We start from the raw sequence: 25,011 nt of genomic DNA, 5'->3' as shown, positions 1-25,011 counted from the left end.
GCCCATGCGCGGCCGTTGTGTCTGCCCGAACAGCGTGTGTGTCAGCCGAAGCAGCTCGGGACGGGGTTGCTGGTGGGCGAGTCGCAGTTGGTGGGCACGTTGTCGATGATCTTGACCTTGCCCTTGGTGGTGACCGTGCCGTTGTTCTCGATACCGCCGGCGGGCTCGTCGGAGGTGTTGTCCTTCACCTTCGAGTCGGTGAGGGTGAGAGTGGCGAAACTATCGACGTAGATGCCGCCACCGGTGGAGCCGTTGCCGGGAGCCCGGTTGCCGGCGACCTTCGAGTCGCGGATCGCGACCTCGTCAAACGCGTAGATGTAGATGCCGCCGCCATTGCTGTTGGTGGTGGCGTTGTCGATGATCTTGCTGTCCTCGATCACCGCGGGTTCCTCGAGGTTGAGGCCTCCGCCGCCTCCGTCGGAGGCGGTGTTGGCCTTGATGGTGCTCTTGCGCACGTAGAGCGAACCGTACTCGTGGTAGATGCCGCCGCCGTAGTAGCCGAAGTTGTTGGCGATGGCGCTCTTCTCCACCTCCGTCACGCCGTCGTAGCTGTTCAGGGCGCCCCCGTAGTAGCCGTAGTTGTAGGCGAGGTAGCTCTTGCTGATCTTCGTCGTGCCGTACTCGTTGACGATGGCCGCGTAGCCGTCGGAGATGTTGTTGGTGACCTTGGTGGTGCTGATGTCGACCTTGCCGTAGTAGTTGGAGACGGCGGCGCCCTCGTGGCCGGAGTTCTTGTCGAGGGTGCTGTTGCGGATGTTGGTGATGCCCTCGGTGTAGACACCACCGCCCTCATAGCTGCTGACGTCGCTTACGGTGTTGTTCTCGAGGGTGACCTTTTCGATGTCGACCCGTCCCGCGGGGTTCACGTTGATGCCGCCACCATTGTCATCATCGGCCTTGCCGCGGGTGATGGTGAGGTTGCGGAGCTTCAGGTCGCCGCCGACGCCGACCTCGAAGACCCGGAACTGGGCGGCGTTGGCGGCGCGCGCGATGGTCGCGCCGTTGCCCTCGATCGTGATCGGCTGGGTGATCTTGGGCAGGCCGTTGCCGTCCTCAAAGGCGGTGAGGGTGTAGGTGCACTTCTCCGCCAGCCGGAGGTGGCTGGGCCCCTCCAGCTCGTTCGCCTGCGCGATCGCCGAGATCAGATCGTTCGGGTCACACTCCACGTCCACGGCCTTCTCGTGGTCCCCCTCGTACGACCCACGGCCGTGATCGCGGTCGTGGCCGCCCTTCTCCTTGTCGTGGTCCTCGGACTCCTTCTCCTTGCCCTCGTTGCCCTTGGAGGCGGAGTCCTTCTCCTTACCGCCGTTGTCGTCCTTGCCCCCGGAGTCCGACTTGTCCCCGGAGTCCGAGTGGTCGTCGTCTTCCTTGTCGCCACTGCTCTCGCCGGGGTTGCCCGCGTGGCCGGCCCAGTAGTCGCCGTCCCCGCCGTCCGCGTCCATGCCGTCGCGAGTGGAACCCGCGGCGGCAGAGCTCATCCCGGCCTTGCCGTCGTCCTTGGTCGCGGAGGCGGGCTTCGCCTCAGCGAACCCGTCGCCCGTGGCGGCCGCAGCGGTCGTCGCCCCGACGATGGCGAAACCGGCCGCGGCCAGAACTGCGATCTTCCAGTGACCGCTCAGCGCCGCGGTCTTCCCGCGGCGCCCGGCGCTCGTGCTCGTGCTCGTGCCCTGTGGTTCAGACATCCGACGCTGCTCTCCTCGTGTGTGACACGCCGTCACGCCCCGTGCCCTGGGGGGGGGCGAAAGTGGGGCATATCGAATCACGAAATGAGCAGCAAATAGGACAATAGGGAGATAGTGGGTGTGTCGGCTGGGTGTCGCCCATCCAGTGGTCGGCGCCGACCGGCCGAGTCGCCGTCAGTCCCCTTGTTCCGCAACCGGCGCGTCCCGCGCATTCCGCACGGCCCGTATGTCCGGGACGCCCCCCGCCTCCCGTGCCTCCCCCGCCTCCCGTGTCTCCAGCGCCTCCCGTGTCTCCAGCGCCTCCATCGCCGTGCTGAGCCGCTCCAGTACCCGGACCGTCTCCGCGAAACCGTCCTCGCCGAGCTGTGCCGCGAGGCGGGCGGCGAGGTCCGCGTGGCCGGGGGCGATCTTCTCGATCGCGGCCCGCCCCGCGTCGGTGGGCCGCAGCAGCTTGGCGCGGCGGTGCGCCGGGTTCGGTACGTACTCGGCGAGGCCCTTGCCGACCAGTAGATCGGCGATCCGCTGCACGCTCTGCCGGGTGATGCCCATGGCGCGGGCGATCCCGGCGACGGGCAGCGGATCGCGCAGCACGGCACCGAGGACCTGCCACCAGGCGGCGGTCAGCCCGGCCGGACGGGCCAGTTCCTCGGAGACGGAGAGGAACTGGCCGTTCAGCCGGAAGACGCCGAGAGCGGTGGCGCTCAGCAGGTCCTGCTGTTCGCGCTGTTCCTGCTGTTCCTGCTGTTCCTGCTGCTCGTGCCGCTCCCCGCTCATGCGTCGAGCTCTTCGAACGCGGCCGGGTCCGAGTCGTGGAACAGCCGGTACCAGGCGTCCAGCTTGGCGCCCTCGAACGCGCCCAGCTTGCCGAGCACTTCGCGTGCGAACGCGACCGGTTCGGTCGGCCCGGCCGTGATCAGGTCCCCGTCGGTGACGGCGTCCGTGTCGACGTAGTGCTCACCGCCCTGGTAGCCGGTGGCCGCGAGGTAGAACGACACGGCGCTGGTGTGCTTCCTGTCGTCGAGCAGCCCCTCGCGCGCCAGCCCGGCCGTGGCCCCGCAGATCGCGGCGACGGGCACGCCTGCCTCCAGGAACTCCCGCGCCTTGCGCGCGAACGGCGCCAGGTCGTCGCCCGTGTCCCACAGGTCGGCGCCCGCGAGGATGAGCAGTGCGCTGTCCTCGGGCCTCAGGTCGTCGAGCGCGAGATCGGGCTGGATACGCAGCCCGCCCACGGTGGTGACCGGCTTGTCCGCGGCCGGTCCGACCGTACGGACGGTCCGGCCGGAGCGTGCGAGCCAGGCGGTGGCGTGGCCCGTCTCCCAGTCGGCGAAGGTGTCGTAGACGGCGAGGTGGACGGTGTTGCGATTGGCGTTCGTGGTGGCGTTCGCGGTGGCGTTCATGGTGGCCTCCTGAGCCCTTGCGTCTCATTGCCCGATGACAGAAGACTGTCACGGCGACAGCATGCTGTCAATTATGAGGCCCGGGAAACTCCCGACACCTTGCCGACCAAAGTGGCCGAGGCCATACAAGGTGGCCATGTCGGCCCCGACCTGCTCGTCCCTACCCTTGCCGCATGACCCCTCATGTCGAACCCGATCCCCAGACCGGCGCCGCGGTGAAGGCCGCCGACCGCGCGCACGTTTTCCACTCGTGGTCCGCCCAGGGCCTGATCGACCCGCTCGCCGTGGCCGGCGCGGAGGGTTCGTACTTCTGGGACTACGACGGCAACCGCTACCTCGACTTCACCAGCGGTCTCGTCTACACCAACATCGGCTACCAGCACCCCAGGGTCGTCGCCGCGATCCAGGAGCAGGCGGGCCGGCTGGCGACCTTCGCGCCCGCCTTCGCCATCGACGTACGCTCCGAGGCCGCACGCCTCATAGCCGAGCGGACCCCCGGTGACCTGGACAAGATCTTCTTCACCAACGGCGGCGCCGAGGCGGTCGAGAACGCCGTGCGCATGGCCCGGCTGCACACGGGCCGTTCGAAGGTGCTCTCCGCCTACCGCTCCTACCACGGCGCCACCTCCACCGCGATCAACCTGACCGGTGACCCGCGCCGCTGGGCCTCCGACACCGCCTCCGCCGGTGTCGTCCACTTCTGGGCGCCGTTCCTGTACCGCTCGCCGTTCTACGCCACCACCGAGGCGGAGGAGTGCGCGCGGGCGCTGCAGCACCTGGAGGACACCATCGCCTTCGAGGGGCCGCAGACCATCGCGGCGATCATCCTCGAGACGGTCCCCGGCACCGCCGGCATCATGACCCCGCCGCCCGGCTATCTCGCGGGCGTCCGCGAGATCTGCGACCGGTACGGGATCGTGTTCGTGCTGGACGAGGTCATGGCGGGGTTCGGGCGCACCGGCAAGTGGTTCGCGGCGGAGCACTTCGACGTCGTGCCCGACCTGATGACCTTCGCCAAGGGCGTGAACTCGGGTTACGTGCCGCTGGGCGGCGTCGCGATCTCCGCCGAGATCGCGGCGACCTTCGACAAGCGGCCCTACCCCGGCGGGCTCACCTACTCCGGGCACCCGCTGGCGTGCGCGGCCGCCGTCGCCACCATCCAGGTCATGGAGGACGAGAAGGTCGTCGAGCACGCGGCCCACATCGGCGAGACCGTCCTCGGCCCCGGCCTGCGCGAGCTGGCCGAGCGCCACCCGTCGGTCGGCGAGGTCCGCGGCCTGGGCGCCTTCTGGGCCCTCGACCTCGTACGGAACAAGGAGACGCGCGAGCCGCTGGTCCCGTACAACGCGGCGGGCGAGGCGAACGCGCCGATGGCGGCGTTCGGTGCGGCCTGCAAGAAGAACGGCCTGTGGCCTTTCATCAACATGAACCGCACCCACGCCGTCCCGGCCTGCAACGTCACCGAGGCGGAGGCGAAGGAGGGCCTGGCGGTGCTGGACGCGGCGCTGAGCGTGGCGGACGAGCACGCGGTGTAGTCGGGCGCTCCGTCCCCGGACCCCCGTACGTCCTTCGTCTACGTCCTTCGGCCGTGTCCTCGAACGCCGGACGGGCTCAAGAAGCGCCGGACGGGCTCAAGATGAGCCCCTCCGGCGTTCGAAGGGCGGGGTCCGGGGCGGAGCCCCAGTTAGGGAAGGTGTCCCGACAAGCTCACGGCTCCCCTGGCTTAAGGTGTCCGCAACCGGACGGAGGGGACCGAGACGATGCCCGCGAGCGGAGCTGTTACCCGCAACACCCTGCGGCAGCAGATCGCCGACGCGCTGCGTGACGAGGTGCTGGCCGGGCGTCTTCAGCCCGGGGAAGAATTCACCGTCAAGCAGATCGCCGAGCAGTACGGCGTGTCCGCCACACCCGTACGCGAGGCGCTCGTCGACCTCGCCGGGCAGGGGCTCCTCGACTCCAACCAGCACCGCGGCTTCCAGGTGCACCGTTTCTCCGTCGAGGACTTCCGGGACATGATCGAGGCCCGTTCGCTCATCGTGGACGGCATCTTCCGCAAGGACGGCCCCCCGCGCGCCCACCCGGCGCGCGGCGAGGCCCTCGTCTCCGTACGTCGCCGGGCCGAGGAGGCCGCACGGGCCGCCCGCAGCGGTGACCTGGACATCCTCATCGGCTACGACCTGCGCTTCTGGCGGGAGCTCGGAGCCCTCGTCACCAACCGCTACATCGCCGAGTTCCTGCACCGGGTGCGCGTCCAGGCCTGGGTGTTCGCCGTCCCGCTGCTGCGCGCCGAGGCCGATGTGCGGGAATGGCTGTGGAGCGGCCACGAGGAGCTCATCGACGCGATCACCCTCGGCGACCCCGAAGCGGCGCGCGCCGTGATCATGTCGCACGACGGCCTCGCCCTGAAGTGGGCGGACCGCCTGGAGCAGCGACCGTCGTGACCTCGACGAACGTCACGAGCGCCGCTCCGGCCGCCACCTCCGACCCCGCGGTCGACCTGACCGTCGTCGTCCCGGCGTACAACGAGGAGGCCCGGCTCCGGCCCACGCTGGACGCGATCCGGGAGCATCTGACCGCCGACCCCGGCCGCTGGGGCACGTGGGAGCTCATCGTCGTCGATGACGGTTCGACGGACGGCACGGCGCGGGTCGCCCGCGAGGCGGCCGCCGAGGAGCCCCGTATCCAGATGGTCGGAGGCGGCGGCGCGAATCGCGGCAAGGGGCACGCGCTGCGGCTCGGCGTACTCGCCTCGTACGGCCGCCGCGTCCTCGTCACCGACGCCGACCTCGCCACCCCCATCGAGGAGCTGGACCGCCTCGACAAGCAGCTCACCGCGGAGGGCGGCGGCGCCGCGATCGGCTCGCGCGCCCACCCGGACTCCCGTATCGAGGTGCATCAGCGTCCGCTGCGCGAGTGGCTCGGCCGGATGGGCAACCGGCTGATACGCGCGGTCGCCGTGCCCGGCATCCACGACACCCAGTGCGGGTTCAAGCTCTTCGACGGCGACAAGGCGCGGGCGGCCTTCGCCGACGCACGGCTCGACGGATGGGGCATCGACGTCGAGATCCTCAGCTTCTTCCGGCGGGCGGGCTGGCAGGTCACCGAGGTTCCCGTGCGCTGGGCCCACCGCACGGGCTCCAAGGTGCGGCCCGCGGACTACGCGAAGGTGCTGCTGGAGCTCGTACGCCTCAAAACGCGCACGGTGCGGCCGGCCGGCCTCGTGGTCCCGCTGCTCTTCCTCCTCGCCTCCGTACTGCTCTACAAGGATCTGTGGTCGGACCTCGGCCGCGGCTATCTCGCCGACTCGATGCAGGACCAGAACCAGTGGGAGTGGTTCTTCGCGGTGACGGCCGACAACGTGGCCCATCTGCGCAATCCGCTCTTCACCACGCTCCAGGGCCACCCCGACGGCGTGAACCTGATGGCGAACACGGTGATGCTGGGACTGTCGGTCCCGCTCACGCCCGTCACCCTGCTCCTCGGCCCGACCGTCACCTGGGCGCTCGTCCTCACCCTGGGCCTGACGGCGACGGCGACCGCCTGGTACTGGCTGATCGCCCGGTGGCTCGTCAGGGGCCGCACGGTGCGAAGCCGCTGCGCGGCAGCGCTCGGTGCCGCGCTGTGCGCCTTCGCGCCGCCGATGATCTCCCACGGCAACGCCCACCCCAACTTCCTGGTCCTCTTCATGGTTCCGGTGATCATCGACCGGGCGCTGCGGCTGTGCGAGGGGCATCGGGTCGTGCGGGACGGGGTGCTGCTCGGCCTCTTCGCGGCGTACCAGATCTTCCTCGGCGAGGAGCCCCTGCTGCTCGCGGCGATGGGGATGCTGCTCTTCGCGCTGTCGTACGCGCTCGCGCGCCGTGACGTCGCGCGGGTGGCGTGGCGGCCGCTGCTGCGCGGCCTGGCGATCGCGGCGGCGGTCGCCCTCCCGCTGGTGTGCTTCCCCCTCTGGTGGCAGTTCTTCGGCCCGCAGAGCTACAAGGACGTGCTCCACGGGGACAACACGTTCAACAGCCCGCTCGCGTTCCTGGAGTTCTCGGGCAGGGCGCTGCTGGGGGATGAGGCGCGGGCGGACCGGCTCGCGATGAACCGCACGGAGCAGAACGCGTTCTACGGCTGGCCGTTGGTGGCGTTCGCGGTGGCCGTGGTGGTGCGTCTGTGGCGCCTGGCGGTCGTCAAGGCGCTGACGTTCACGGCGATCGCGGCGGGACTCCTGTCGTTGGGCTCGCGCTTCCGCATCCCGTACACGGACATCGTGCTGACCGGCCCGTGGAAGTGGCTCGCCGACAAGCCGCTCTTCGAGTCGGTGATCGAGTCACGGATGGCGATGATCTGCGCGCCGGTGCTGGGGATACTGGTGGCGCTCGCGGCGGACCGCCTCCTCGCGACGCCCGTACGCACGTACCGCGTCGTGGGACTCGCCGGGCTGGCCGCGGCGCTGCTGCCGGTCCTGCCGACGCCTTACCCGGTCCGGGAACGCCCGGAGGTCCCGGCGTTCATCGCGGACGGCATGTACCGCGACCTCCTCGGCCCGGGCGAGACGCTGGTCCCGGTCCCGCTCCCCGACCCGGGCGACGCGGAGGCGCTGCACTGGCAGTCGTCGACCGGCCTCGGCTTCCGGGTGCCCGGCGGGTACTTCAACGGGCCGTGGGGCCCGGACCGCGTCGGCATCTACGGTGCCTCCCCGCGCCACACCTCCAACCTCCTGCGCGCCATCCGTTACGGCACCCCCGTCCCGCCCATCGGCCCCAACTGGCAGGCGCAGGCCCGTGCGGACCTGGAGTTCTGGCGGGCGGGCGTGGTCGTCCTGCCCCCACAGGACAACGACGGGCCGCTGTACACCGCGGTCGCACGACTACTGGGCAGCCCGGGGGAGCGGATCGGCGGAGTGTGGGTATGGGATCTGCACAGCGCCGATGCCGGCTGACCGTGGGTATGGGATCTGCGCGGCGCCGGTGCCGGCTGACCGTGGGTATGGGATCTGCGCGGCGCCGGTGCCGGCTGACCGTGGGTATGGGATCTGCGCGGCGCCGGTGCCGGCTGACTGTGCGCGATGTGCTAGTAGCACTACGCTGTCCCGACCATCGCACAACCTGCTACGACTCCGATGGAGAGCGAGCCCGTTTTGGCCTGTGACCTCTGGCTGGTCCCCCTCGTCGACGTGCTGTGCCACAGCCCCGACAACCCGTTCGCCGAGGAGATCGCCTCGTACGACAAGGCCCTCACCGAGGCCGGTCTGCCCACCGTTCCCGTCTTCGCCTACATGCCGGGCCTCTCGGGCGATGTCGCCCCCGTCGCCGGCTTCGACTACGACGCCCTGCACTTCCTGCGCCGGGCGTATCTGCTCCAGCTCTGCGGCCTCGCGGTGACGCCGGTCGACGAACTGGGCGGCGACTACGAGCAGCTCCTGGAGATGTTCGAGACCACGGCCCAGCAGTCCCATCTGGTCTGGCACTACGACCACGCGGGCGCGTACGTCCCGGTCGACTTCGCCGCCCCCCTCTCCAACGAGGAACTCCTCGCCGCCGGCGGCCCCTTGGGCTCCTCCCAGGGCCTCCTGCGCGAACTCGAACTCGTGGCCCCCTCCATCGGCATCGACCCCGCGAACCCCCCTGCCGCCCCGGCCCCTCCGTCCCGCCCCACCTCCCTGGAGGAGCCGGCGGGCCCGATCCCCTACGACGACAGCCCCTTCGCCCGCGAACGCCACGTCTGGCTGGGTCTGCACGCGGCGGCGACGCGGAGCCTGGGGCAGGGCTCGATGATCATCTTCAGCTGAGCCCCACTGCTCATACCCGGGCACACGAAAAGGCGGCCCACGCGCGATGCGCGGGGCCGCCTTTCGGCATTCGTGGGTCACCCGATGGCGGTGTGCCCGGTCCAGCTGGTTCCGACGCTGCTGTTGATGATGTTGAACATGGTCGTGGAGCTGAGTGCCGTAGTGGCGCTTCCCGGGTAGATGACGGCGTTCCCGTCGGACCGCAGGGCCCACACATCAGGGACGGAGTCGCCGGTCACGTCAGGCGTGCCGATCACGATCTTCATGTCGTCCGAGTGCCATCCGGAGGTGCCGTAGGCGAAGTCGATGCCGTCGGCGGACGCCGTCTGGACAGCGAACGAGAACAGATCGGTTCCGTTGCCGCTCGCGTGCTTCTACGACGACAACGGGGCTGCCTGGCAGACGCACAACGGTTACTTTGCGAAGGACGAGCCGGACGCGGATGAGATCTTCGTCCCGGAGTCGCTCACCGAGGTCAAGAACTCCACGCAGACGACGTACGACGGGCTCGGGCGTGCCGTGCGGGCAACCACGCTGTACGAGGGCGATCCGCAGCACTCGACCACGACGCAGTACGCCGGTGATTGGACACTGAGCCGTACGGGAATGTCCGCCGACGGTGTGACGCCGCTCTCGGGCAGCCGCGCAGCCAAGACGTGGACGGACGCCCTGGGCCGTACGTCGCTGGTCCAGCACTTCACCGCCACCGATCTCACGACCAAGGTCGACACCTCGTACGTGTACGACCCGCGCGGCAAGCTGGCCCAGGTCACGGACGACAGCGGCAACGACTGGACGTACACGTACGACGCGCGCGGGCGGCTGACGGCGTCGACGGACCCGGACATGGGGTCGGCGTTCTTCGGTTACAACGCCTTGGACCAGCAGATTTGGTCGAAGGACTCCAGCGAGCGCTACCAGCACACGAAGTACGACGTTCTGGGCCGCAAGAAGGAGCTGCACGACGACTCCGCGTCCGGCCCGCTGGTGTCGGAGTGGACGTACGACACGCTGCCGGGCGCCAAGGGATACCCGGTCGCGTCCACCCGCTACAACGACGGCGCAGGGTTCACGAGCGAGGTCACCGGCTACGACAGCGAGTACCGCCCGACCGGTACGAAGATCACGATCCCGACCCACACGGCCACGACGGGCCTCGCGGGAACGTACGCCTACACCAACACCTACACCGCGACAGGCAATCTCCAGTCGGTGCAGCTCCCGGCCACGCCGGGCGGGCTCGCGTCGGAAAAGGTGATCACCCGTTACAACGGTGAGGGCTCACCAGTCACGACGTCGGGTTTCTCGCCTGGTACACGGCGGACACCCGGTACAGCTCGTTCGGTGAGGTCGTGCGCACCCTGTCGGGTGAGGCGCCGAGGCGGGTGTGGACGACCAACCTGTACAACGAGAACACCGGACGGGTCCATCAGTCGGTCACCGACCGCGAGACGGAGAACCCGAACCGGATCTCCGCGCTGACATACGGCTACGACACCGTCGGCAACATCACCTCGATCACCGACACCCAGTCGTCCAGCCGGATCGACCGGCAGTGCTTCGCATACGACCCGATGGGCCGCCTCGTCCACGCCTGGACCGCGCGTACCGACGGCTGTCCGACCACTTCGGGAGCCCAGGGTTCGGGCCCGAACCGGGCGGAGGTCTCCCCGGGTATCGACGGGGGCGGCTACTGGCAGTCGTACGCGTTCGACGCGATCGGCAACCGCACGCGGATGACCGTCCATGACCTCGCCAACGAGAACCTGGATGACGTCCACACGTACACCTACGGCACCGAGGTGACCGGCGGCCCGCAGCCGGCGCCCAAGGTACAGCCGCACACCCTCACCAAGGCCACCATGCACGAGGTGGGGGACACCACAACGATCAAGTCCCAGTCGACGTACGCGTACGACACCTCGGGTAACACCACGCGTCGGGTGATCGATGGCGATACACAGGCATTGACGTGGGACCGGCGCAACAAACTGAGCTCGGTCGACACGGACAACAACGGCACGGCCAACGTCAAGTACTTGTACGACGCTTCCGGCAACCGCCTGATCGAGGACAACGGGACGACCCGCACGCTCTTCCTCGGCGAAGCCGAGATCACGGTGAACACCTCCGGGCAGGCCCTGGACGCCCAGCGCTACTACGGTCACCCGGGCGCGCCGACCACGGTGCGCTCCACAGGGGGCAAGTCCACGGACCACAAGCTCACGGTCATGCTGGCCGACCACCACAACACGTCCACCAGCGCCATCGAGCAGACCGCCGGCCAGGCCATCACGCGTCGTACTTACGACCCCTACGGCAATCCGCGGGGCACCGAACCCACCAACTGGCCCGGCCGCCACAGCTACCTGGGTGTGGGGATCGACGACCCTTCCACGGGTCTCACTCACATCGGCGCCCGCGAATACGACGCCACCACCGGCCGCTTCGTCAGCGCCGACCCGCTCATTGACATCACCGACCCGCTCCAGATGAACGGGTACACCTACGCGAATGGAAGCCCGGTCACCAGCAGTGACCCCACCGGCCTCATCATCGCCGAATGCGGCACGGGCGAACTGACATGCCAGGGCAATAACAAGGTCACCGGAGTCGGCCCAAAGAAGTCATCAAGTATCAGCACGCAGGAGCAGTCGGATATCGACTCCACTATTGCGTATCTGGTGACCGTCGAAATGTATGAGGCGAAGAAACCGTATGTGCGCACCGCCCAGGACGTGAGCGCCGCCGAATATCGCAGAATTCGGATGAAATATAGCGGCTCGGATTCTATCAGCGAATCCAAGCGGAAGATGTGGCTATATGGCATGTCCGAGGATGACATCGATAATTTTGGCGTATGCCTGATTTTCGATTGTGAAAATGAAATGATCACCTCGGATGACATGGAAGCGTTGCCTCTGGGTGAGCAAAACTTCGCCGAAATGTTCGGGAGGGGGTTTGCTGAAGGTCTTGGGTCCCGTGTCGGGTTGGAGAGCGCGGGTAATCGTCGTGCCTCGGGCGGTTGTGGCCCCAACAGCTTCGTGGCCGGTACTGAGGTGCTCCTGGCTGACGGATCCAGCAAGCCGATCGAGGATGTCGAAACAGGAGACAAGGTCCTTGCTACCGACCCCGAGACCGGTCGGACCGAAGCCGAGACGGTAGCAGCGACCATTCTCACCAAGGACGACAAGAATTACGTCGCCCTCACTATCGCCACAGAAAACGGCGCGGCGACCATCACGGCCACGGAGCACCATCCTTTCTGGTCTGAATCTGAGGGTGCCTGGCTCGACGCTGGTGACCTACGCCCAGGTATGACTCTGCGCACCGATGACGGCGCCACGGTCTCTCTGAGCGCCACTCGCACCTACAGCGCAGACCAGAACACCTACAACCTCACAGTTTCCGACGTCCACACGTACTATGTGCTGGCAGGAAATACGCCGGTACTGGTGCATAACGCATGCGGCGATCCTGCTCATGCAGATGATTGCTACTGTAATTGGGGTGAGCCCGTCGTTCCGCGCCCCAACGCCGCCGGTGGTGCGGCTGATGACTTCATGCGTCACGCTATGCAGCGTCTGGAGCAGCGTGGGGTTTCGGCAGAGGATGCTCAGACCGTTCTTGCGAGAGAGCCCTTTTCTTACCATCACGATGATCAGTGGAAGCTGGGCTACTACGATCCCAATTCCAAGGTGTTTGTCGCCAAAACCGTCGATGGGAACATAAACACCGTGATGACCAATGTGGACAACGCCTACATCAACCGCCTCCAGGGAAGGCGCTGACCATGGCTGACGTCAGAGTCACATACGATCAGAAGGCGAATGCGGCGTACGTCTATTTCGCCGATCCGCAAGCGCGCCCGAAGGTGGCACGCATGTACCCATGTGATCCGGTCGAGGTCGGGGGTATGATCAACCTCGACTTCGACGAGAACGGGTGTCTCGTTGGTATCGAGGTGCTGGCGGCCAGTTCAAAGCTGCCTCAGTACTTGCTCGACGAGGCGGAGCGACTCGACATAGAGGGTGCCTGAACGGCGCCAACAGGTTCCGAATCGACTTCTCGGATTTGGAGCTTTCCTCCCGGTTTGGCCTGCGAATTTTCGAGATGTCGTCGGGCGTCATTCCGAAATCCTGACGTGTCTTCCGGGAGTCAATTGGATCGCTAGCTCGTGATCTGCCGGAATGTAATCAGCCAGGATTGGGATGCCGTTTGTAGATCACGGTATAGTGTCAATTGTCTCTACAGAATGGGCCGCACGAAGACTGTCGGGTGAATTGCACAGGACGTCGGGTGAGGATTCCTGAGGGTGCTGCCCGGCATAGCGCCCTCATCGGAGATGAATCCGATGAGGGCGGCTGTGGTGTTCTGGGGTGTCTGACGGCAGTAATTGACGGCAACGCCAGCGGACAGGTGCTGCACAAAGCGGCGGGTCGTCGCAGTCGTCGGGCCCGCCGGTGGCCTTGGGGAGGTTGCCCAGCGCGTGGCCGAGGAGGTCGATGGCGTTGCGCTGGAGGCGGAGTCGAACGTGGGCGTAGACGGTGGCAGTGACGCCGATGTGGGCGTGGCCGAGGATTCCTTGATCACGACGAGTTCGACGCCCTGTTCCAGGAGGAGGGTGGCGGTCGAGTGCCGGAGGTCGTGGAAGCGGATGCGGCGAAGTCCGGCCCGGTTCGGGGTTCGCGACAGGCAGGTCAGCCGCGCTGGATGGGTTGTGGGGAGTTTTGCCGGTCGTCCTCGTTGTCCGGCGCGTCGAGGTCTTCGTAGTCCGGTGCGGGCAGGCGTGCTCCTCGGCTGAGCGCGATCCGGTGGACGTTCGTCAGCGCCTCGGTCAACTCGACTGTCAACAAGTGCAGTTCGCCGGGTGTCCACTGGCGCCCGTCCAGAACGCGCTGCGCTTCCTGAACGAGTTCACGGGCCAGGCCGAGTTGGGCCGACTCCATGTTGTCAGCGAGTCGTGAAAGGTATCCGACCCCGTCGCCCGCGAGGTAGCACGGCTTTCCTTCCGGCCCGGTCCAGGGGAGCAGACGGGCCTGATTAGTGAGGTTCATCAGGCTCGCACCTCCACGCTGTGGGTCAGTCGGGTTCCGGTGTCGATACCGTGGACTGCCAGACACAGCGCACTACGTTGAGACCGCCGCCTCTGCACCTTCTCGCGCTCATGCGCGACCAGGTATGGGCGGACCAGCCCGACCTCTTTGCCACACAGCACCGGGACAGCCGATTTGTGAGGCGGATGTGCGGTCAGCGCCTCCGTGTTGAGGTCGGCAGAACGGTGACCAGGTCTGCGATGGCGGCCCAGCGCAGGCCAGAGCAGCCGTAGCGGCGGCTCGAAGATGCGGACGATACAGTGCGGCATGTCGACGCTCCTTGTCAGCGTTGGCCATGCCCCCGGACCGTTCGCCCGGTCGCGGGGGTCCTGACGAGATGTCAGCCTGCCGACCGGCGATGCGGGCCAGTTGCACCAAGAGGTGCAACTATCCCTGCCCGGGATCTGCTATATCCCGACCCACTCCGCATACTGCGCCAGCGAGTTGCTGCGCGTCCGCTCCTGCCGCCTCAGGGCCAGCACGGTCTCGCGCACAATCGGGTGATAGCGAGTCTGCTGCGGCGCGATACGCCGGGCCTGGTACAGGCAGTCCAGCGCCTGCTCCGCGTGGCCTGCCCAGGCATGGGCCCGGCCCAGGTCCATCCAGTGATGCCCAGCTCGGGAGCGGGTCCAGCCGCGCGGAATGCGTACGGTCTCGGCGAGTTCGATCGCACGCTCGAAGTCGTCCATTTCGGAGGCGATGGCTACTGCGTGCACACCGACATTCGTCGGCCCCCAGGTGACGCCGAAGTCGGGCAGTTCACCCGTGTTCTGAGCGAGGGCGCGGGCCTCGGCCAGACGGGCGTCCGCATGGTCCCGGTCCTTCATCCGGCCCGCGATCACCGCAGCCCGCAGCTGCATCACGCCCCGCATCGCCTCAACGCCTGCCGGGCGGCGCGCATCTTGACCATTGAGGTCGCGCAGGGCCCGGTCGATCACCTGGATGCCCACGTCATAGCGGCCGGACGACATCGTGGTCTGCGCGCGCAGGTAGGCGTGCATGGCGGCCAGGCCCGGCTCGTCGACGCGCGGTGTGGTCCACGCCAGACGGTCCAGCGCGACGGTCGCCAGGTCGATATAGCCGAAGTTCCACGTCACGGTGAACACACACCGGAAGGTTCCCGCCAGGCACTCGTAGGCCAGCCGCTGCTCTTCCCCGGTGCTGGTGTGTACGGCTTGCACCGACTCGTCGATCAGCGCCGGCAGATCGCGCGCCATGTCCGTGTACTGCGCCTGGCGACGCTGCACCAAGGCGCGCTGAACATCAGCCCGGATCAAGGCAGCCGGACGAGGAACCGTCTCCCAGTCGAGGGCAATGTCCCAGTTCTCCAGCCCTTCACGGATCGGCTGGATCAACGCGTCCATCCGGTCCCGGCGCAGCTCCTGGGCGTAGGGCTGCCCCAACAGGTCGGACGTGGAAACACCCAGCGCGCGGGCGCAGGCAGCAACAAGAGCCGGGGAGACGGGCTTCTGCCCGCATTCCACCTTTGACAACAGCGACTTCGAGACATGCGCCCGCATCGCCAGCCCCTGCTGTGTCAGGCCACGCTGCTTCCGGATACGGGCGATCCGAGCGCCCGTGTGCTCCTCGATGCTCTGCGGCACGGTGAACTCCGTTCTGCGGCAACATTCAGACGGTACCCCCACCACATGGCCCCGGATCGGCCGAGCAGTGATCACCACGGCCACCGCAGATATCGCACCGGGTCACCCAATGCCCCTGACCACACCAAGCCGAACGGTCAGCCGTCGACCACGGCGTTCCGGCGAAGCTGTCCAAGATTGACGATCAACGTTGACACCTGGGTCTGATCACCACGGAGATCCGCATCTCGAAGTCCCCGCCCCCTGCTCCCTGAATGATCGCCCGAGGCGACTCCACCCGAGCCCCCGCTGCGCGCGGATATGCGGAGGTCTTGTGTCAGACGTGTGTGCGATCATCGGCGCACTCGCACGTCAAGTGACCGCTCCGGGGGGAACGGAATGCCTCAACACCCGTGTACGACCGCGAGATCCGCGCCGTACACCGCACTGCTGCTCGCACTGTCGGTCCTGCTGTCGATGCTGTTGCCCACGGGCGCCGCGTGGGCCTCCGACGGCGGCGCGGCGGCCGCAGCCCCTGCCGCCGCCGACGAGTGCGCCACCCTGCCGCTCGCCTCCTTCGGCGACCCGGGAGCCGCGGTGGGCAAGGCGACCATCCCCGAGCAGGGGGAGACCTGCTTCACCTTCACCGCCGAGCAGCCCGGAATGCACCGCGTCATGGGCCAACTGCCCGGCGGTGTGTACGCCTGGGTCTACGACGGCGAGAACCAGCTCGACTGCGACGACCCGACGTGGGGCAGCGGCTGGTGCCGGCTGCCGCGTGCCGGTGCCTTCACCCTGAAGGTCGCCAACACCGGGATCGCAGCTCCGCAGGACGCCGCTGTCGCCGTCTTCCCCGTCACCTCCACCGCCAACTGCGAGACGGAGACCGGTACGTCGTGGGATTCCGCGCCCGCCACCGGTTTCGCGTCCGGTCCCGTCGCGGTCATGTGCCACCCGTTCTCGGGGAAGCCCGGTGAGCGGATCACTGTCGACGTCAGCACCACCGAGTACAGCGAGAGCCACCGGACCTGGATCACCGACGAGACCGGTGAGCAGATCTGCCCTCGTTACAACGAGGACGGCGGCGACGGCTGTGTGCTGCCCGGCGACGGTCCGTACCGGGTTCTCGTCAACGTCAGCCGTGCCGACGGGGGCTTCCCCGCCGCGTACTCGCTCAAGGTCCGCCGGCTGTCCGACCCGGTCGGCTGCGCGCACGTCCCCGTGAACGCGTACAACTCCGCACCCACTGAGGTGGATCCGGCGGCCGACTGCAAGACCTTCTCCGCTCCGGCCGCCGGACGCTACGACGTGTACAAGGTCCAGTCCGGTGGGCGGTCCCCACTCCCCGTGTACGACAAGGCCGGGAAGACCGTCTGCAAGAGCGGGGAGAACTGCGCCCTGCCCGCGGCAGGTGACTACACCGTGGTCACCGGGCATCCGTCCCTCGTCCTGGACCGTGCGTCCACCGCGGGCTGCGCGCCTGCCGAACTCGGCACCCACCAGGGCACCTTCACCGAGGCGGGCGAGATCGACTGCCTGAACCTGCCGCTGCCCGAAAGCGCCCGGATGGCTGCTCTGAAGGCTCTGAACGGGCCAGCACCGCGCCCCGACGTGACGGTCGTCGACGCCGACGGCGTCCAGCGGTGCACCTACGACACGCTCTCCGAAGGCACCTGCGCGCTCACCGGCAAGGCGCCGTACCGCGCCCTGGTCTCCACCGACGACACCGACCCGGCGACCGGCACGTACCGCTTCGCGCTGCATCGCACGGACGGGGCGAGCAACTGCCAGGCCTTCCCGGCCGGTGACTTCACCGCCGAGAGCCCCTCGGCACGGCTCGGCACCGGCGACGGAGTCTTCTCGCACTGCCTGAGCATCCCGGCCGACGGCCACAGCGCGATGGAGAACCTCCAGCTCCAGGCGGTCTCCGGCACGTCCACCGCCCAGTTCTCGGTGCTGGACGCGTCCGGGAAGAAGGTCTGCTCCGTCTGGTCCTCGCTGTCCACCTGGACCACTTGCGCCCTCGCCCCGGGCGTCGCGCACACGGTGCTGGTCACCGGCCGCGACACCCCCGCCACGTACACCCTGACCCGCCGCGACGTCACGGCGACCGCGAAGGGCTGCACCGCCAATCCGGCGACGGCTGTGGGCGGGCCCTCAACGGGCGGCACCCTTGGCGCACCGGGCACGCTGGTCTGCCGCCAGGTGACCACTGCCGACGCCAAGGACGCCCTGCACCTCGACGTCCGCGACCCGCTCGGCACCGCGAACATCCTGGCCTACGACGCGAACGGCAAGGCCGCCTGCGGCTACCGCAACAGGGCCTGCGCCGTCACCGGCTCGACCAGCTACCAGGTCATCGTCACGGTTCCGACGAACCTGAAGGCCGCCCCCTCCTACCGCTTCGACGCGCTGCGCATCGCCACGGCCGCGGGCCCGGCGGCCGAGTGCACGAAGGTCCCGAACGTGAGCTACGGGTACGGTCCGTTCACCGGCACCCTGACCGAGCAGAAGACCGCCGTGTGCGCGGCGCTGCCCACCGCGTACAGCGACCGCTTCAACTTCAAGATCAGCGACACCGCGGGCGGCACCGAGACCGCGGTGCCCGCGCTGTACGACAGCAGCCTGGACAACGGCTGCTACCTGTCCATCCCGGGCGGCTACGAGTGCTATCTGACCGAGCCGTACTCGACGACCGTCAGCCCGAGCATCCTGGTGCTCGGCCTGCCCGAGAAGGCGTCGGGGACCGCATACAGCGTGGAACTGGTCTGCAGGTACGCCACGTGCGGTCCCGAGGAGAAGAGCGTGGGCACGGTGAGCCCGACCACCGGTGCCAGTGGCACGAAGGCCACGCTCACCGTCACGGGCACCGTCCTGCACAAGGACGACAAGGTCCGGATCACCGCGTCGGGCAGGAACATCGAGTCCACCACCACGTCCGTGTCGCCCGACCGGAAGACCCTGACCGCCGTACTCGATCTGACCGGCGTCCCGATGGGGACCTATGGCATCAGCGTTTTCACCAACAACGGGTGGCAGTACCCGCGGGGCAGCTTCACCGTCACCGCCCCGACGCTGACGAACACGTCGGCCCCGGCCATCACGGGAGCGGCCCAGGTGGGCGCCAAGCTCACCGCCACCACCGGCACGTGGAGCCTCGCCCCCGACTCGTACGCGTACCAGTGGAAGGCCGACGGCCAGGCGATCGCGGGGGCCACGGCCGCCACGTACACGGTCCCGGCGACGCTTCTCGCCAAGAAGCTCACTGTGACGGTCACCGCAGGTCGCGCGGGGTCCGGCAGTGTCGCGGCCACCTCGGCGGCCGTCACGGTCGCCAAGGGCGTCGCGCCCAGGGCCACCGTCGCCCCGAGGATCAGCGGCAGCGTCCAGGTGGGCGTGAAGGTGACCGCCGTCCCCGGTACCTGGTCGCCGGCGGCCACGTCGTACGCGTACCAGTGGAGGGCCAACGGCGTGGCGGTCGCGGGGGCCACGGCCTCCACCTACACGGTGCCCGCCTCGCTCGTGGGCAAGAAGCTCACCGTCACCGTCACGGCACGCCGCACCGGGCACGCCGACGGCGCGGCGACCACCGCCGCAGTCACGGTCGCCAGGGGAGTGGCCCCGAAGGCCACCACGCTGCCGGCGATCACGGGCACGGCCAAGGTGGGCCGCACGCTCACCGCGAATCGCGGCACATGGACACCCGTCCCGACCTCGTACACGTATCAGTGGTACGCGAACGGCGTGGCGATCACCGGCGCGACCCAGCCCACGCTGGTCCTCAAGTCCGCACAGAGCGGCAAGAGGATCACCGTCAAGGTGACCGCTGCCCGCACCGGCCACAACAGTGGCTCAGCCGTCAGCAAGCCGACGGCCATGGTCGCCCGCTGACCGATCCGTACACCTGCCGCTGACCGATCCGTACGTCTGCTCGCTGATCAGCCGGCCGCTCCACGGGGGCGGCCGGCCGAGCAGCGGGCCCGGGCCCCGGCCACGAGCCGTCCAGGGCCCCGCCCGGACGGTGTCAGCGCGCCTCCGGCGGGCGCTGGCGCGGCATGTTCGGCCGCGTCGGCGGGGGGAGCGGGAAACGGCCCGAGGGGTGGCCGTTGTCGGGGCGGGGCGGGGAGGGCGCCGATTGCATCAGCAGGGGTGCCGGGCCGGAGCGGAATTCGATCATCCAGTCGGTGGTCTCGGCGCGGACCAGCTCCGTGACGTCCTCCGAGAACCGGCGCAGCACGCTCAGGCACCGCTCCACCGCCTCGCTCGCCGTGCCCTCCGTCGGGCCGAGGACCTCGCGGACGCTCTCCGAGGCCCAGTCGAACTGGAGGATCTGCAGTCGGCGCTGCACCGCCTGGGCCGTCGCCACGTCCCTTATCCAGCCCGAGGTCAGGCCGAAGTACCGGTCGCACGCCACGCACGCCGCGCCCAGCAGCAGCGAGAGATAGCCCCAGCCCGCCGCGCCCGCCAGCAGGCCCGTCAGGTCCAGCAGCGGGAGCGCCGCGCCCGCGATCACGCCCAGGGCGGTGCCGGCCCGCAGCACCCGCGCGCCGCGGCGCTTGCGGACGCGGTCGGCCAGATACCAGTCCGCGGTGCGCAGCGCGTTCCCCTCCACCCAGCGGTACAGCTCGTCGAGGCGCTCCGCCGGCTCACCCCAGTCACCGAGCGGGAACGGTCGTCCGGCCAGGTCACGGTGCGGGGCGCTCCCGTTCACCGGGACCCCGTCCTCCTCCCGGGCCGACCCCCCAGGCTGCATCTCCGGCTGACTCACCGGGGCACTCCTCTGCGCTCTGCGTGACTACGTACGTAACCGTGCTAACCCTGCGTGACGTGCGATGCGCGCGTGGGTACCGGTGCGCATGGTCTTCCTACCGCCGAATGGTGGGCCGTGGGGGCGAAATCCCGGTACTTCCGCCCGCACGAGCGTCTTGATCAGGTAAAGGAGGGACGGTCGTTCCCGCCCGGAAGTCACCCGAAAGAGTTGGTGCCGACTGGGCGGGGCATGCCGCCCCACGACCACGTAGGCTCGGTTTACCGAACAACCGACGTCGAAATGCCAGGAGTGACCGTGATTCCCGGTGGTGGCCAGCCCAATATGCAGCAGTTGCTTCAGCAGGCCCAGAAGATGCAGCAGGACCTCGCCCGGGCGCAGGAAGAGCTGGCGGCGACCGAGGTCGAGGGGCAGGCGGGTGGCGGGCTCGTGAGGGCGACCGTCACCGGCTCCGGGGAGCTGCGTGCGCTCGTCATCGACCCCAAGGCGGTCGACCCGGAGGACACCGAGACCCTCGCCGATCTCGTCGTCGCCGCCGTCCAGGCCGCGAGCGAGAACGCGCAGCAGCTGCAGCAGCAGAAGCTCGGCCCGCTCGCCCAGGGGCTCGGAGGCGGCAGCGGAATCCCCGGTCTGCCCTTCTAGACCCCGGTAGAGCCCGGTAGACCCGGTGGTCCCCGGCCGGGTCCCTGGAACCGGGGCCTGGCCGGTCCCTGGATCCTGACCGGGTCCGGGTCCGAGTCCCGGTCCGCCGCTCCGGGCGGCCTTTCGAGCCGTCAAGCCTTCAAAGGCGAAGGCCGACCAACTACCGTAACCATCGAAGCAATTCCCAGAGAGGCGTTCCGTTGTACGAAGGCGTGGTTCAGGACCTCATCGACGAACTGGGCAGGCTGCCCGGCGTCGGTCCCAAGAGCGCGCAGCGGATCGCCTTCCACATCCTCCAGGCCGAACCGACCGACGTCCGCCGCCTCGCCCACGCACTCCTCGAGGTGAAGGACAAGGTCCGCTTCTGCGCCGTGTGCGGCAACGTCGCGCAGCAGGAGCAGTGCAACATCTGCCGGGACGCACGCCGTGACCCGGCGGTCATCTGTGTCGTCGAGGAGCCCAAGGACGTCGTGGCGATCGAGCGGACCCGTGAGTTCCGCGGGCGCTACCACGTCCTCGGCGGTGCGATCAGCCCGATCGAGGGCGTCGGCCCGGACGACCTGCGCATCCGCGAGCTGCTCGCGCGGCTCGCCGACGGCGCGGTCACCGAGCTGATCCTGGCGACCGACCCCAATCTCGAGGGCGAGGCCACTGCCACGTACCTGGCGCGCATGATCAAGCCCATGGGGCTGAAGGTCACGCGCCTCGCCAGCGGGCTTCCCGTTGGCGGCGATCTGGAATACGCCGACGAGGTCACGCTCGGGCGTGCCTTCGAGGGGAGACGACTTCTCGATGTCTGACGCAACGCTCCACTCCGCCACCCAGGATCCCGACGACTTCTCGGTCCAGATCGCCGACTCGATCGAGAGCTTCATCGTGGCCACCACGGAAGTGGCGAAGGGCGACGAGCCCGACAGTGCGGTGCCCTTCCTCCTGCTGGAGGTCTCGCAGCTGCTGCTCGCGGGCGGCCGGCTGGGCGCACACGAGGACATCGTCCCCGAGGAGCGGTTCGAGACGGACACCGGCCCGGATCTCGAAGTGGACGAGCTGCGTGAGCGGTTCGCGAGGCTGCTGGACCCGATCGACGTCTTCTCCGAGGTCTTCGACCCGTACGAGCCGCGCAGGGCGCCGGTCGCGTGCCGGATCTCCGACAACCTCGCGGACATCGTCGCCGACCTCGGCCACGGCCTGGCCCACTACCGCGCGGGCCGCACCACCGAGGCGCTGTGGTGGTGGCAGTTCTCGTACTTCTCCAACTGGGGCCCGACGGCGTCGGCGACACTGCGCGCCCTCCAGTCCCTCGTCGCGCATGTCCGCCTCGACCAGCCGCTGCAGGAGCTGGACGGGCTGGACACGGACGAGGACCTCGCCGAGGACGACCTCGCGGAGGAGGCCGGGCGCGTGATGGTGGAGGAGATCGCGGGGCCGCTGGGGCTGGGGAGGGTCCGCGCACCGCGCTGACCCGTACGGGGGCCCTGCCCAGGGCCCCCGAACGCCGGGCGATCATGTGTCCAGGTGCTGCCCGGGCGGGCCTGAGGCGGCGGGTGCCGCTGCCGCTGTGCGGACCTGCTCCCGCAGCCACTGATGGGCCGGATCCGCGTCGTTGCGCGGATGCCAGGCCATGCCGAGCACGACAGGCGGCAGGTCCAGGGGAATCTCGAAGGCGTGGAGGCCGAGGGCGGAGGGCCAGTCGTCGCCGGGGCCGGGCGGGGCGAGACAGACCAGATCGGTTCCGCGGCAGAGGAAGAGTGCGGCGGCGTACCCAGGTACGACGGTGACGACCCGTCGTTCCAGCCCCAGCTCCGAGAGCCGCTCGTCGACCGGTCCGCGCACCTTTCCCTGCCGGGAGACCCCGATGTGGCCGGCCGCGGCGAAGGCCCGTGCGGAGACGCGGCGTCGGGCGCCGCCCCGGTCACGGACCAGGGGGTGCCCGGGGCGTACGGCTCCGAGCAGCCGCACCTCGCCCAGCCGCTCCACCAGGGTCTCCGGGTCGGTGTGCTCGATGGCCCCGATCTCCAGGTCGAGCCGCCCGTCGCGCATCGCGGCCGTACCTTCCAGACTCTCCGGCAGAAAGCGCAGAGTGACGCCGGGCGCCTCCGCGGCGACGGCCGAGAGCAGCCGCGCCCCGAGGCCCGCGAGCACCACCTCGCTCGCCTGCACCGTGAACTGCCGTGTCAGCGCGGCCGGATCGGCGATCGGTCCGGGTACGAGGAGACCGCGGGCCTGCTCGACCACGGCCCGTACGCGTGGGCGCAGCTCCACGGCGCGGGGCGTGGGCACGAGCACCCGGCCCGCCCGCACGAGGACCGGATCGCCGAGCCGCGCGCGGATACGGCCGAGGGTGCGGCTCATCGCGGGAGCGGACAGATGCAGCCGTGCGGCGGCGCCGGTGACGCTCTCCTCCTCCAGCAGCGCGTCGAGTGCGACGAGCAGGTTCAGGTCGAGCGATTCGATGGTGTGACCCCCGCCACTGAGCGGTCCGCCCGCGGCCGGGGCGACCAGGTGGATTGCCTACGCCGCAAGTATTCATTGCCGATGTTGCACTGGAGTCAACCAGGAGGCCGGGCAAGGCTGTTGCCATGAACGACACACTTGCCGTGGTCAGCCAGAGCGGGCCGACCGTGACCTTCTTCGACGCCGGGACGTACGAGCGGCTCGGCATCCTCGAACTTCCCAGCGAGCCGCACGAGTTGTGCTTCGACGCGGCGCGCCGGCTGCTGTACTGCACGATCACGTACCGATCCGGCTACTACCACGCCAACTCCGGACGCGCCCATGAACTCGCGGTCATCGACCCGGACACCCGGCGCCTGATCGACGTCGTCGACCTCTCCCCGGACCACGCTCCGCACGGCCTGGCCCTCGACGCGGCGCACGACCTCCTCTACGTGAGCGTGGAGGAGCGGGCAGGGGAGGGCGCCGGAGCGGGCGCCGGGGGAAGGGGTCCGCACGTACCGGGCGGAGTCGTGGTTCTCGATCTCGTCACCCGTAAGCCGGTCCGCCGCATTCCGGTACTGGCCCCCGGTCCGCACTGGTTCGCCATCACCCCGGACGGACGGTACGGCTACTCCGCCAACAAGGAAGCGCCGTATGTCACCGTCGTCGACCTGGAATCGGGCGAGATGCTCGAACGGATCGAGGTACCGGGCAGCGAGGGAATCGCCGTCTCACCCGACGGCCGGCAGGTGTACGTGGCCGCCCCGAAGGGCGACTTCGGCGCGGGGCCGGTGAAGGACGCGGGCGTTCGGGTCATCGACACCGAGACCGGCCGGATCATCCGTACGCTGCGCACCGAGGGCGCGGTCTTCCCTGTGCACGCCACAGCCGACGGCTTGGTGCTGGCGGGGGAGCTCCGTATGAGCGCGCCGACCGGATCGGCCCTCGGGACGCAGCTGGGCGGCATGCTCCATGTGTACGTCCCCGGGGGCGACAAGGAGTTGGGCCGCGTGCCTACTGGCGCGTTCCCGCTGACGATCACCTCTTCACCGGACGGGGCCTTCGGATACGTCGCCAACGTCTCGTCGAGCACGGTCACGGTGGTGGACCTGGCGCGGCTGAGGGTGGTCACCACGCTGGAGGTGGCGCGGGCGGGGGAGCCGGGGGCGCACGGGCTGGCGTACATTCCGGCGCGAATCCCGGCGGAGTGATGGAGATCGTTGGTCCGTATCACCCCGAGACGCTGACGTCACAGAGCGTGCTCGCCATGGCCCGTCCGGCCCACCGCGAGCCGGAGCGGGCGCTCGCGCTCCATGAGGGGACCATGGCGGTCTGTGTGCGCGAACTGGGCGAGGACCATCCGAGGACGCGCACGCTCCGCCGGAGCCACGACTTCGTGCGGGCCGTGGTCGCTGCGGCTGTGGGGACCGGCGTGGTCGTGGGGACCGGCGTGGTGGTGGGGCATCAGCGTGAGGGATGACACATCGGGCTTGCGCGGCGCGTCAGGGGGCAGGTGTCCGGCCGAGCGGCCAGGAGCGCCCCGGGTCCGCGGACGCCGCGGGGTTCTGCGACGGCGTTCCGCGGTTGATCACGTCGTGAGCGGGACATCTCATGATGCGATACATAGGGGG

Annotated in this window: 21 protein-coding genes and 1 pseudogene; 13 read left to right on the top strand and 9 right to left on the bottom strand. The window is 69.0% G+C overall.

Annotated features, from left to right (window positions below; translation table 11 throughout):
- Positions 1–41: 41 nt before the first annotated feature.
- The 3 genes from ACWGI8_RS00760 to ACWGI8_RS00750 all read right to left on the bottom strand — a co-directional run bounded on the left by ACWGI8_RS00760 (position 42) and on the right by ACWGI8_RS00750 (position 3,079).
- Positions 42–1,682, bottom strand: coding sequence for a hypothetical protein (locus tag ACWGI8_RS00760; protein ID WP_453657289.1), 1,641 nt, complete (start codon positions 1,680–1,682; stop codon positions 42–44).
- Between the two features lie 174 nt (positions 1,683–1,856).
- On the bottom strand, positions 1,857–2,456 hold the full coding sequence (locus tag ACWGI8_RS00755; RefSeq protein WP_453657287.1) for a MarR family winged helix-turn-helix transcriptional regulator: 600 nt from the start codon (positions 2,454–2,456) through the stop codon (positions 1,857–1,859).
- The gene (locus ACWGI8_RS00750) at positions 2,453–3,079 is read right to left on the bottom strand and encodes a DJ-1/PfpI family protein (RefSeq protein ID WP_453657286.1); all 627 of its coding nucleotides are present in this window, start codon (positions 3,077–3,079) and stop codon (positions 2,453–2,455) included. Before ACWGI8_RS00750 ends, ACWGI8_RS00755 begins: the two co-directional genes overlap by 4 nt.
- A gap of 173 nt (positions 3,080–3,252) precedes the next feature.
- Here ACWGI8_RS00750 and ACWGI8_RS00745 point away from each other — a divergent pair, with 173 nt between their 5' ends.
- From ACWGI8_RS00745 to ACWGI8_RS00730, 4 genes are all read left to right on the top strand, one after another.
- Complete coding sequence (locus ACWGI8_RS00745) at positions 3,253–4,614, top strand: aminotransferase class III-fold pyridoxal phosphate-dependent enzyme (RefSeq protein WP_453657284.1); 1,362 nt, start codon at positions 3,253–3,255, stop codon at positions 4,612–4,614.
- 225 nt (positions 4,615–4,839) lie between these two features.
- Entirely contained in the window at positions 4,840–5,520 is a 681-nt protein-coding gene (locus ACWGI8_RS00740; RefSeq protein ID WP_453657283.1) for a GntR family transcriptional regulator, read from the top strand.
- Positions 5,517–8,006 carry a dolichyl-phosphate beta-glucosyltransferase gene (locus ACWGI8_RS00735; protein ID WP_453657281.1) on the top strand — a complete coding sequence of 830 codons (2,490 nt, stop codon included), beginning with the start codon at positions 5,517–5,519 and terminating at the stop codon, positions 8,004–8,006. The genes ACWGI8_RS00740 and ACWGI8_RS00735 overlap by 4 nt, the downstream gene beginning before the upstream one ends.
- A 198-nt stretch (positions 8,007–8,204) precedes the next feature.
- Positions 8,205–8,855: a hypothetical protein gene (locus ACWGI8_RS00730; RefSeq protein WP_453657301.1), complete on the top strand. Its 651-nt coding sequence runs from the start codon at positions 8,205–8,207 to the stop codon at positions 8,853–8,855.
- 77 nt (positions 8,856–8,932) lie between these two features.
- Here ACWGI8_RS00730 and ACWGI8_RS00725 read toward each other — a convergent pair whose 3' ends face one another.
- Entirely contained in the window at positions 8,933–9,121 is a 189-nt protein-coding gene (locus ACWGI8_RS00725) for a hypothetical protein (protein ID WP_453657279.1), read from the bottom strand.
- Positions 9,122–9,161: 40 nt separating this feature from the next.
- Here ACWGI8_RS00725 and ACWGI8_RS00720 point away from each other — a divergent pair, with 40 nt between their 5' ends.
- Genes ACWGI8_RS00720 through ACWGI8_RS00710 form a run of 3 tightly spaced genes read left to right on the top strand, consistent with a single transcriptional unit; the run spans position 9,162 to position 12,894 of the window.
- Positions 9,162–10,337, top strand: coding sequence for a hypothetical protein (locus ACWGI8_RS00720; protein WP_453657277.1), 1,176 nt, complete (start codon positions 9,162–9,164; stop codon positions 10,335–10,337).
- Positions 10,241–12,646: a polymorphic toxin-type HINT domain-containing protein gene (locus ACWGI8_RS00715; RefSeq protein WP_453657275.1), complete on the top strand. Its 2,406-nt coding sequence runs from the start codon at positions 10,241–10,243 to the stop codon at positions 12,644–12,646. The genes ACWGI8_RS00720 and ACWGI8_RS00715 overlap by 97 nt, the downstream gene beginning before the upstream one ends.
- Positions 12,647–12,648: 2 nt before the next feature.
- The gene (locus ACWGI8_RS00710) at positions 12,649–12,894 is read left to right on the top strand and encodes a DUF2283 domain-containing protein (RefSeq protein ID WP_453657273.1); all 246 of its coding nucleotides are present in this window, start codon (positions 12,649–12,651) and stop codon (positions 12,892–12,894) included.
- 372 nt (positions 12,895–13,266) lie between these two features.
- On the opposite strand, the pseudogene ACWGI8_RS00705 reads toward ACWGI8_RS00710, so the two are convergent.
- The 3 genes and pseudogenes from ACWGI8_RS00705 to ACWGI8_RS00695 all read right to left on the bottom strand — a co-directional run.
- A pseudogene (locus tag ACWGI8_RS00705) lies at positions 13,267–13,568 on the bottom strand (tyrosine-type recombinase/integrase); the annotation flags it as partial.
- A complete protein-coding gene (locus ACWGI8_RS00700) occupies positions 13,556–13,912 on the bottom strand; it encodes a hypothetical protein (RefSeq protein WP_453657271.1) in 357 nt (118 codons plus the stop codon). The gene ACWGI8_RS00700 and the pseudogene ACWGI8_RS00705, both read right to left, overlap by 13 nt.
- A 446-nt stretch (positions 13,913–14,358) precedes the next feature.
- On the bottom strand, positions 14,359–15,555 hold the full coding sequence (locus tag ACWGI8_RS00695; RefSeq protein ID WP_453657269.1) for a helix-turn-helix domain-containing protein: 1,197 nt from the start codon (positions 15,553–15,555) through the stop codon (positions 14,359–14,361).
- Positions 15,556–15,933: 378 nt separating this feature from the next.
- Here ACWGI8_RS00695 and ACWGI8_RS00690 point away from each other — a divergent pair, with 378 nt between their 5' ends.
- On the top strand, positions 15,934–19,425 hold the full coding sequence (locus tag ACWGI8_RS00690) for a hypothetical protein (RefSeq protein WP_453657267.1): 3,492 nt from the start codon (positions 15,934–15,936) through the stop codon (positions 19,423–19,425).
- 133 nt (positions 19,426–19,558) lie between these two features.
- On the opposite strand, the gene ACWGI8_RS00685 is transcribed toward ACWGI8_RS00690, so the two are convergent.
- Complete coding sequence (locus ACWGI8_RS00685; protein WP_453657265.1) at positions 19,559–20,302, bottom strand: SLATT domain-containing protein; 744 nt, start codon at positions 20,300–20,302, stop codon at positions 19,559–19,561.
- Between the two features lie 297 nt (positions 20,303–20,599).
- Between ACWGI8_RS00685 and ACWGI8_RS00680 the strand changes: the two genes are divergently transcribed.
- From ACWGI8_RS00680 to ACWGI8_RS00670, 3 genes are all read left to right on the top strand, one after another.
- A complete protein-coding gene (locus ACWGI8_RS00680; protein ID WP_453657263.1) occupies positions 20,600–20,944 on the top strand; it encodes a YbaB/EbfC family nucleoid-associated protein in 345 nt (114 codons plus the stop codon).
- A 200-nt stretch (positions 20,945–21,144) separates the two neighbouring features.
- A complete protein-coding gene (gene recR, locus ACWGI8_RS00675; protein ID WP_351571506.1) occupies positions 21,145–21,744 on the top strand; it encodes a recombination mediator RecR in 600 nt (199 codons plus the stop codon).
- Positions 21,737–22,405 carry a DUF5063 domain-containing protein gene (locus tag ACWGI8_RS00670; RefSeq protein ID WP_453657261.1) on the top strand — a complete coding sequence of 223 codons (669 nt, stop codon included), beginning with the start codon at positions 21,737–21,739 and terminating at the stop codon, positions 22,403–22,405. The genes recR and ACWGI8_RS00670 overlap by 8 nt, the downstream gene beginning before the upstream one ends.
- Before the next feature lie 42 nt (positions 22,406–22,447).
- On the opposite strand, the gene ACWGI8_RS00665 is transcribed toward ACWGI8_RS00670, so the two are convergent.
- Entirely contained in the window at positions 22,448–23,377 is a 930-nt protein-coding gene (locus ACWGI8_RS00665; RefSeq protein WP_453657299.1) for a LysR family transcriptional regulator, read from the bottom strand.
- Between the two features lie 146 nt (positions 23,378–23,523).
- Here ACWGI8_RS00665 and ACWGI8_RS00660 point away from each other — a divergent pair, with 146 nt between their 5' ends.
- Positions 23,524–24,591, top strand: coding sequence for a YncE family protein (locus ACWGI8_RS00660; RefSeq protein WP_453657259.1), 1,068 nt, complete (start codon positions 23,524–23,526; stop codon positions 24,589–24,591).
- Positions 24,591–24,860: a hypothetical protein gene (locus ACWGI8_RS00655; RefSeq protein WP_453657257.1), complete on the top strand. Its 270-nt coding sequence runs from the start codon at positions 24,591–24,593 to the stop codon at positions 24,858–24,860. Before ACWGI8_RS00660 ends, ACWGI8_RS00655 begins: the two co-directional genes overlap by 1 nt.
- The last annotated feature ends 151 nt before the right edge of the window (positions 24,861–25,011 follow it).

Source organism: Streptomyces sp. NPDC054841, assembly GCF_053611045.1.
Note: the sequence above shows the minus strand (reverse complement) of the source record. Positions and strands in the feature narration are given on the sequence as shown.